General features: G+C 51.1%; 10 protein-coding genes and 1 tRNA gene. 4 read left to right on the top strand and 7 right to left on the bottom strand.

Annotated elements, in window-relative coordinates:
• The first annotated feature begins 303 nt into the window (after nucleotides 1-303).
• Nucleotides 304-1368 carry a tRNA epoxyqueuosine(34) reductase QueG gene (gene queG, locus SGI98_09700; protein ID MDZ4743675.1) on the top strand — a complete coding sequence of 355 codons (1065 nt, stop codon included), beginning with the start codon at nucleotides 304-306 and terminating at the stop codon, nucleotides 1366-1368.
• A gap of 8 nt (nucleotides 1369-1376) precedes the next feature.
• Here the strand turns inward: queG and rpmG are convergent, their stop codons facing one another.
• The 4 genes from rpmG to SGI98_09680 form a co-directional block, all read right to left on the bottom strand.
• Entirely contained in the window at nucleotides 1377-1550 is a 174-nt protein-coding gene (gene rpmG, locus SGI98_09695; protein ID MDZ4743674.1) for a 50S ribosomal protein L33, read from the bottom strand.
• 6 nt (nucleotides 1551-1556) lie between these two features.
• Complete coding sequence (locus SGI98_09690) at nucleotides 1557-2288, bottom strand: TraR/DksA C4-type zinc finger protein (protein ID MDZ4743673.1); 732 nt, start codon at nucleotides 2286-2288, stop codon at nucleotides 1557-1559.
• 113 nt (nucleotides 2289-2401) lie between these two features.
• Nucleotides 2402-3223: a CDP-diacylglycerol--serine O-phosphatidyltransferase gene (gene pssA, locus SGI98_09685; protein MDZ4743672.1), complete on the bottom strand. Its 822-nt coding sequence runs from the start codon at nucleotides 3221-3223 to the stop codon at nucleotides 2402-2404.
• A 31-nt stretch (nucleotides 3224-3254) separates the two neighbouring features.
• The gene (locus SGI98_09680) at nucleotides 3255-3926 is read right to left on the bottom strand and encodes a phosphatidylserine decarboxylase family protein (protein ID MDZ4743671.1); all 672 of its coding nucleotides are present in this window, start codon (nucleotides 3924-3926) and stop codon (nucleotides 3255-3257) included.
• 104 nt (nucleotides 3927-4030) lie between these two features.
• Between SGI98_09680 and SGI98_09675 the strand changes: the two genes are divergently transcribed.
• Together SGI98_09675 and glmS are read left to right on the top strand one after the other, a co-directional pair.
• Nucleotides 4031-4106, top strand: a tRNA-Arg gene (locus tag SGI98_09675).
• Between the two features lie 13 nt (nucleotides 4107-4119).
• Nucleotides 4120-5973: a glutamine--fructose-6-phosphate transaminase (isomerizing) gene (gene glmS / locus SGI98_09670; protein ID MDZ4743670.1), complete on the top strand. Its 1854-nt coding sequence runs from the start codon at nucleotides 4120-4122 to the stop codon at nucleotides 5971-5973.
• Between the two features lie 19 nt (nucleotides 5974-5992).
• On the opposite strand, the gene SGI98_09665 is transcribed toward glmS, so the two are convergent.
• Nucleotides 5993-6175: a hypothetical protein gene (locus SGI98_09665; protein MDZ4743669.1), complete on the bottom strand. Its 183-nt coding sequence runs from the start codon at nucleotides 6173-6175 to the stop codon at nucleotides 5993-5995.
• Nucleotides 6176-6336: 161 nt separating this feature from the next.
• Between SGI98_09665 and SGI98_09660 the strand changes: the two genes are divergently transcribed.
• Nucleotides 6337-7272, top strand: a complete 936-nt coding sequence (locus SGI98_09660; protein MDZ4743668.1) for a UDP-glucuronic acid decarboxylase family protein — start codon at nucleotides 6337-6339, stop codon at nucleotides 7270-7272.
• Nucleotides 7273-7694: 422 nt separating this feature from the next.
• Here the strand turns inward: SGI98_09660 and SGI98_09655 are convergent, their stop codons facing one another.
• Nucleotides 7695-8012, bottom strand: a complete 318-nt coding sequence (locus SGI98_09655; GenBank protein ID MDZ4743667.1) for a hypothetical protein — start codon at nucleotides 8010-8012, stop codon at nucleotides 7695-7697.
• A 120-nt stretch (nucleotides 8013-8132) separates the two neighbouring features.
• Nucleotides 8133-8339: hypothetical protein (locus SGI98_09650; GenBank protein ID MDZ4743666.1), on the bottom strand; the 207-nt coding region annotated here is incomplete at its 5' end.

Here is an 8339-nt window from a genome sequence, read left to right as displayed (position 1 = left end):
GTCGACCAGATTAAAATCAACCGGCGGATGGTGGAGCTGAATACCAGGCTCCCGTTGCCGCGGGCCATGCAGGAATTTCAAGTCGTCCCGCGTTACCCGTAGCTCATTGAGGAGCTCAAACGCCTCGAATTCAAAGGTCTAACCAAGGAAGTGGAAAAGGAAGCCGGGCAATTTGTCCCGGCACCACAAACCAAACCCGCAAAATCAAAGCCTGAAACTGGTTTGCAAGGGGAGTTATTTTGACTAGGAATCCCCTTTCGAAGATGTGAGAAAAAGTACGATTCCCTTGATTTATCCTTACTCATGAATTCACAAACGACAGCGGTTCAACGTATCAAAGACTTTGCGCATGGGCTAGGGTTTGATTTTTGTGGGGTGACCACAGCGGAGGCACCGGAGCGGGCGGATTATTTCCGGAATTGGCTGGGGGATGGGAAACACGGCTCCATGCAGTGGCTAGAAAAAAATGCGGCCAAGCGCGTGAATCCACTGGAGGTCCTGCCCGGTGCAAAGTCCATTATTGTCGTCGGGCTTAATTACGGGGATGACGATCTAGCGGCGCAAATAGTGGGGGGACAAAAGTCACCTGTTACCGGGCAAATTGCGCGGTATGCACGCGGGGTGGATTACCACGACATCATGTGGGGCAAATTGCGCGGGTTTGAGGAATTCATCAGCGGGCAATTTGCAGCGGAAACCCTTTCCTACGTAGATACCGGGCCGGTTCTTGAGCGTGACCTAGCGGCTCGGGCGGGGATTGGTTGGCAGGGTAAAAGCACCATGCTGATTTCCCCTACACTCGGGACTTATTTTTTTATTGGGGAACTCCTCACTACGTTGGAGCTGGAGCCGGACGCACCGCAAAAAGACCGTTGTGGTACATGTTCACGCTGTATCTCGGCCTGCCCGACCGGGGCGATAACGGCTCCTTATCAGATGGATGCCCGGCTGTGTATTTCATATCAAACCATCGAAAATAAGGGGGTGATCCCCGAAGGGTTACGTTCCTTGATGGGCGACCGGATTTATGGTTGTGATGATTGTTTGGCGGCTTGCCCGTGGAACCGCTTTGCACGGGCTTCGCAGGAGGCGCAATTTGCGGGGAATGAATGGACCCGGCGGCCGTCCTTACGCAAATTGCTCGCGCTGGGCGAGGAAGACTTCAGGACTCTGTACCGGGCTTCACCGGTCAAACGCATTAAACGGCGCGGGCTTTTGCGTAATGTATGCGTGGCATTAGGGAATACGGGGACGCAAGACGATTTGCCGGCATTAAAAAAGGCTCTGGAAGATCCAGAGCCTTTGGTTAAGGAACACGCCTTGTGGGCTATTCATAAAATTCAACAGCGTCCTCTTTTGACGCAATGAAAGAAATACTATTTAACTTCACGGTGTAGCGTGTGTCGGCGCAGGGCGGGATTATATTTTTTCTTTTCGAGGCGGCCTTGGGTACGTGGGCTTTTTTTGTTTTTTGTCGTCACGTAACGGGAAGGTGATTTGCCTTCCTTGGCGGCTTCGGTGCATTCGAGTGTTATGATTTCGCGTGGCATAATATTTTAGTCCTCTTTTTCGTAGCTTTCATCATCATCATCTCCGCGCCCCATCATTTCGGCAAATGGGGTTTCGCTCGACCATTTATGGCGACCGCGGGTTTCCTTTTCCAGCTGAGCTTGGCATTCAACTGTAAAACGGGTAAAGGGTATGGCTTCCAAACGGGCTTGCATGATTTCTTTTCCGGACATCTGGCAGACGCCGTAAGTTTTATCTTCGACACGTTTGATGGCTTCTTCGATTTCGTAAAGGGCATCTTGTTCTTGGGAAAGAACAGTCAGGGCAAAGTCGCGGTCGTAAGTGTCGCTGCCTGCATCACCCTGGTGCATTCCGAGGCCGGAAGACTCGATGTGTGCCTCACGGACACTGTTTTGGGCCGTATCATGGATCTGATCCACTAATGTATCACGCAGATCAAGGAGCTTTTGTTTTTGTTGGCTCAGGAAAGCGTCCCCATAAGAGGTCTTTTTGTTGATGTATTCAACAGGGGCATCTGTCGAGGGTTTCACCGGTGAACGGGGAATGATATCCTTTTTAGTCGTAGTCGTAGGTGCTTTGGTGACAGTTTTTTTGGCGGCGACTTCCTTTTTAGGGGCAGCTGCTGTCACTGTCTTTTTTGGGGCTTTCGCGGCGACCTTCGGCTTTTGGGCCGGGGCTTTAGCGGGGGCTTTTTCTTTAGAAGCAGCTTTTGGTTTCACGGATTTCTTTTCTTTTATCTTTTTTTTGTCTTTGCCCATATACGATACGAGGCTCCTGTTACTGACAGGCGATTGTTTTTTCAATGGCCCATGATTAATCTTCAGGGAACGCAATAGCATGCCAATTCAGCCCACCGCGTCAAGCTCCGGCTTCAAGAATTATTAGAATCTTCAGGAGAACCACTTTCGTCATCGTCTTCGATCTCTTTGCGGATACGCGCTGAGACAAATGGCCTGAAAAAGCCATAAAAGAGGTAAATCATGAAGGCGATGGCTGGGGCGACATAATAATACATGACCATCAGGGCGATTAAAATAACCAAGATCGCCAGCTTTGGAATCGAGTACTGGGTCCTCCAATTGATCGATTTGAAGCTGGGATATTTGAATTTACTGAACATCATCATGGACAGGAAAAGCATCACCCACGGCAGGCCTACACGCCAAATACCGGGTTGTTTCTCGCCTTCCTCGATCCAAAGCATGAGCAGGGTGACCGAAGCGACCATGCCTGCCGCTGCAGGAATCGGTAGGCCCATAAACTCTTTCATTTGTTCTTTATCCCCGCTGGCAGCGATACAATTAAACCGGGCCAAACGCAGGGCGCCGCAGAGTAAATAAATAAATGCCACAAGCCAGCCGAAGCGGCTGTAATCATTCAAGACGATTTTAATCATGAGCAGGGCCGGGGCGATCCCAAATGAAATCAGGTCGGCCAACGAGTCGAACTGGACGCCAAAGGGGCTTTCAAACCCGCCCATCCGTGCCACGCGCCCGTCGAGCATGTCAAAGAGGAATGCCCCCAGGATCAAGAAAAGGCTGATCTGGTATTTAGTCAAGGCGGTGACCGGATCGGTGCCGTGCAGGAGTGATGCCTCGAAAATGGTCAGGATAGCCAAGAAGCCGCAGAGCAAATTGCCCGCAGTCATCAGGTTTGGGAGGAGGTATATTTTAACGGGTTGTGGTTCGCTCATAACATCCTGTACTAGTGTAAATTTTGATTTTTTAAGGTCTTTTAGCGAGAACGGTTTCCCCGCCTTTGACTCGTTGGCCGACTTTGACGGTGACTTCACAGTCCATCGGCACATAAAGCTCGGTGCGTGAGCCGAATTTGATAATGCCGATCCGGTCGCCCCGATGGAGCTCATCCCCGACCTCGCGCCAAGGAATAATCCTGCGAGCGATCAGACCGGCAATGACACGAACTGCGATCACAAAGCCGTCTTTGTCGATGACCCAGAGTTGGCGTTCATTTTGATTCGAGCATTCCGGGTCCATCGCATTCAGGAATTTGCCTTTGGTGTAGGTCAGGTGAGTGACTTTCCCGGCGTATGGTGTGCGGTTGACATGGACATCAAAGATATTCAGGAAAACGGCGATCCTCTTCATTTTCACCTTCAGTATCTCGTTTTCCACGAGTTCCTCAATCGCCACGACTTTGCCGTCAGCTGGGGAAAGGAGTGATTTCTCATCGGCAGCGGAGTGGCGTTCGGGGTTGCGGAAGAAATTAAATACGAAAGCCATCAGGATGATATCGATCACGGCGAAAATCATGGAAATGATTTTAAAGGTGTTCGGGACGGGGAAGAAAAGCAATACATGGAATATGACCCAGAGAAGCATCATTCCCAGAATCAGGCTTTTGGCGTAACGCCATGTTAAATTAGTGTCTTTCATGAGGGGTATCTTTCTAAATCATACCGGGGAGAAAGAAAAACTCTTTTCTTCAAAGAAATTTTTGTCGATTTTCCCGGCGGTTATCCGCTATATAGGAATTTCATGCACCCGTAGCTCAATTGGATAGAGTACTGGCCTCCGAAGCCGGTGGTTCGGGTTCGAGTCCCGACGGGTGCACCATTTTTCTAAAAATATGTGCGGAATCTTTGGATATGTCGGGGAAAGACAGGCCGTTGACTTGCTGGTGGACGGATTAAGAAGGCTCGAATACCGGGGGTATGATTCCGCGGGTGTGGCCCTTATTGATCAAGGTCATTTGGGCATTACGAAATCAGTCGGCCGGGTCGACCAGCTTGCCGCTAAGCTTTTGGATCACCCCGTTTCCGGTTCTTTAGGCATTGCCCATACCCGCTGGGCCACCCATGGAGAACCCAGTGATGCGAATTCCCACCCGCACCTCGATAGATCCGGCGAAATCGCGCTGGTCCATAATGGGGTTATTGAAAATTACGCCATTCTCAAAGAGAGGTTACAGGCGGCAGGACACCATTTTCATTCACTCACAGATACGGAAGTCCTTGCACACTTGATCGGGGTTTATTTTGAAAAAACCGATGTCTCCGCGCAAATTGCACAACGGTTACGTTCGGCGGTGAAGTCCGCACTCGAAGAAGTCCAAGGCACTTACGGGATCGCCGTTATCCATCAAGATTGCCCGGATACGATCATCGCCGCCCGGCGGGGGAGCCCTTTGATTATCGGGGTGGGCAAGGGGGAGAATTTCATCTCAAGTGACACGGCTGCCCTGGCCGCACAGACCCAGACGGTTATTTACCTCCAAGATTTCGATCTGGTCATGCTCCAAGCAGGGGGGTACGAGATCGAGTCCCTGCGTTCGGGCCCCGCCCAGAGGAGTGCGACCCAGATAGAATACTCTGCGGATGCCGTGGAGAAAGGTGCATTCGCTCACTTCATGCTCAAGGAAATTTTCGAACAACCCCGCACGATCGAAAATGCCTTGCGTGGCCGTCTCAACCGCGACGAGGCTACCGCCGTTTTTGGTGGGTTAAATCTCACGGCGGGGGAATTACGTTCCATTAATAAAATCATCCTCTGCGCCTGTGGCACGAGTTGGCATGCGGCATTGCTTGGGGAATACCTCTTTGAGCAATTTGCGGGAATCCCGGTCGAGGTGGAGTACTCGAGTGAATTCCGCTACCGCAATCCGCCGATTGAGATGAATACGCTGGTTTTTGTATTGTCACAGTCCGGGGAGACAGCGGACACGCTGGCCGCCTTACGCGAGAGTAAACGCAAAGGGCATAAGACATTAGCGATCGTGAATGTCGTCGGCAGTACGATTGCCCGTGAAGCCGACGGGGGTATCTATATGCATGCCGGCCCGGAGGTCGGCGTGGCTGCGACGAAGTCCTTTACTTCCCAGACTATTATCATGACTTGCCTAGCCCTGCTCATGGGACGCCTGCGCAATTTGTCCTATTCCAAAGGCAGGAAAATCATCGCCGCACTGGAGGAGTTCCCCACGCTAGTCGAGGATGCCCTTAAACAAGCGGACCATATCCGTGCCGTCGCCGCGCAAATTGCCCCGGCCAAAAGTGTTTTTTTCCTCGGGCGCCAGTTTAATTTCCCCATTGCCCTCGAGGGTGCGCTCAAGCTCAAGGAAATTTCTTACATCCACGCGGAGGGTTACCCCAGCGGCGAGATTAAACACGGGCCGATTGCCTTGATTGAACCCGGCCTGCCCACGGTACTGATCGCGACGCAAGACGACGTGTATGATAAAAATATCAGTGCCTTGGAGGAGATTAAAGCGCGGGGTGGTAAAGTCATTGCGCTGGGAAATGCCGGGGATAAATTACTCCAGCAAAAGGCGGATGCGTTTATTCCCGTGCCCCTCACACGTGATTTCCTCCAACCGATCCTGAATATGATACCGCTCCAGCTACTTTCTTATTACACAGCCGTAGCCCGCGGTTGCGACGTGGATAAACCCCGTAACCTCGCCAAGAGTGTCACAGTAGAGTAAAAAGGGGGGCCGTTTTGTTTTAAGGCAGGTAATCACTGACCAGATCGATGACACTCATTAATTCTGCGCGTCCGCGGAATCGTTTTTCATTTTCGAGCCGGTCACGGAGTTTGTACAAACGGCTTTTGGAATAACGGTCGGCAGGGATAGCGACGGCCATTATCTGTTCTAGATAAAGAATAAATTTTGTTTCGGTTTTCATGAGCCGTGGAAGAGCTTACTGTAGCTTTCCTGAAATACAAACCTGTTTTGGATCAAAAGGGCATGGACCCCCCGTTGACTCATAAGTTTTGACACCGGGGAGAGGGAAAAGCAGGCGGAAAATAGGTTGCCCGGCAGGGGGGATCGCTGTAGATTCGGGGAATGCCTATTATCTCTGTTGTTACCGGTGCAGGTGGTTTTTTGGGATCCCATTTGGTTGAACGCCTAATGGAGGAGGGTCACGATGTTGTGGGGATTGATAATTTTGTGACGGGGAACCCGGAGAATCTAGCGCATCTCGCTGGCAATCCGCGTTTCCGCTTCATCCGCCAGGATGTCACGGAGTTTATTTTCCTGCCCGGCCAAGTGGATTATGTTTTTCATTTTGCATCCCCGGCCAGCCCGATTGATTATCTGGAGATCCCGATTCAAACTCTGAAGGTCGGGGCACTTGGCACTCATAATACCTTAGGACTGGCCAAAGATAAAAACGCCAAATATTTTATCGCCTCGACATCGGAGTGTTATGGTGACCCGCAAGTCCACCCGCAACCGGAGAGTTACTGGGGACATGTGAATCCTGTCGGGCCACGCGGCTGTTACGATGAAGCTAAACGTTTTGCCGAAGCCATGACCATGGCCTACCACCGGGTTCACAAAATCGACACACACATTGTCCGTATCTTTAATACTTACGGTCCTCGGATGAGACTCAAAGACGGTCGTGTCGTCCCGGCTTTTATCAGCCAAGCGTTAAAAGGGGACCCCATGGAGGTCTTTGGGGACGGCTCCCAAACACGGTCATTTTGTTATGTGGATGATCTTATTGACGGAATATGGAAATTATCACAGGCAGACTTTCATGAACCCGTCAATATTGGGAATCCGTCGGAATATACGATTTTAGAATTTGCTGAATTAATCAAAAAAATCACGAATAGTAAGAGTGAAATCATCTTTAAATCATTGCCGAAAGATGATCCAAAACAAAGAAGGCCGGACATAACTCGGGCAAAAGAGCTTTTAGGGTGGACACCTAAAATCACTGTGGAAGAAGGTCTTAGGAAGACAATTAAGTATTTTGAAGGTAAAATATAGATTCCATAAGGCTAAAAGAAAATGATAAATTTATCTTGCGCTGTTACAAACTGCTCCTTATTCTGCGAAAACAAGTAAAAACAATTAACAATGTAATTTCGAGGATATATGGATACGTCAACGCCGAATGCAGGACTTCGCAGGCCGGTCTTGCTCATTCACAAATCAGCTCCACTAGTCGTTTTGTCGGCTCGTAACCCTATTTCCATTAGCTCAACCCCTGCATATACACAGACTCCACAAGCACATTCCACCGAATCAACGACCTCAGGGGGATCATTAGGATTCAGCCCGAAACTCAAAACTGATATCAGTGCCCCCGCCCCAGTAGGAACAGAAAAACCTAAGGCTATCCCGGTCATTCCGATTTTCACTCCCGCCGTCAGGGCGGTAATTAATCCCCCTTCAAAAGAGGAGGAGATTCAGCTCGCCAAAAAAGCGTCTACACGCGTAGAGATTCCATCAATTCGCCCGGTAGCCTCGGCACCGGAAGGTTCTCCCATCAAGCCACCTACGATTACCACGCCGGCAGCAATGGGTACCCCCTCAGTGAGTCCGCTCTCAGCGGTGAGACCCCCCATGGCTCCACCGATGAATTCCCTTGGGGGAGGATTGCCTCCGAAACCAGCTACCCCGCCAGCCGCTCCTCCTCCTGCACCAGCAGCCGCAGCTGTTTCTGCGCCTGCAGCCGCAAATCTTTCGCAAGCACCTGTGGTGAATCCACCGGTCCCTGCCGCCATTTCCGGTGCCCCTGTACCAGTGGCCCCTCCGAAACTCGCTGTGCCCGTTTCTTCTCTGACACCGAATGCACCGCAAATTCCTGCGGTTCCTTCACCAGTATCAGCGATTTTACCTGCACCTCAGCCTGTGGCAAATGCCGGTTCACTCCCTGTAAAAACAGCTGTCGCTCCCATGCCCGCCCCAGCCCCAGTGGCCTCAGCAGCAGTTCCGGCTCCGTCAGCACTTCCGAAACCTCTTGTCCCGGTAGCTGCTCCCGCCCCAGCTCCAGTAGTATCAGCGGCAGTTCCTGCCCCGTCAGCATTTCCGAAACCTGTCGCCCCGGTAGC

The sequence above is a fragment of the Verrucomicrobiota bacterium genome (assembly GCA_034440155.1).
GTDB lineage: Bacteria > Verrucomicrobiota > Verrucomicrobiia > JAWXBN01 > JAWXBN01 > JAWXBN01.
Note: the sequence above shows the minus strand (reverse complement) of the source record. Positions and strands in the feature narration are given on the sequence as shown.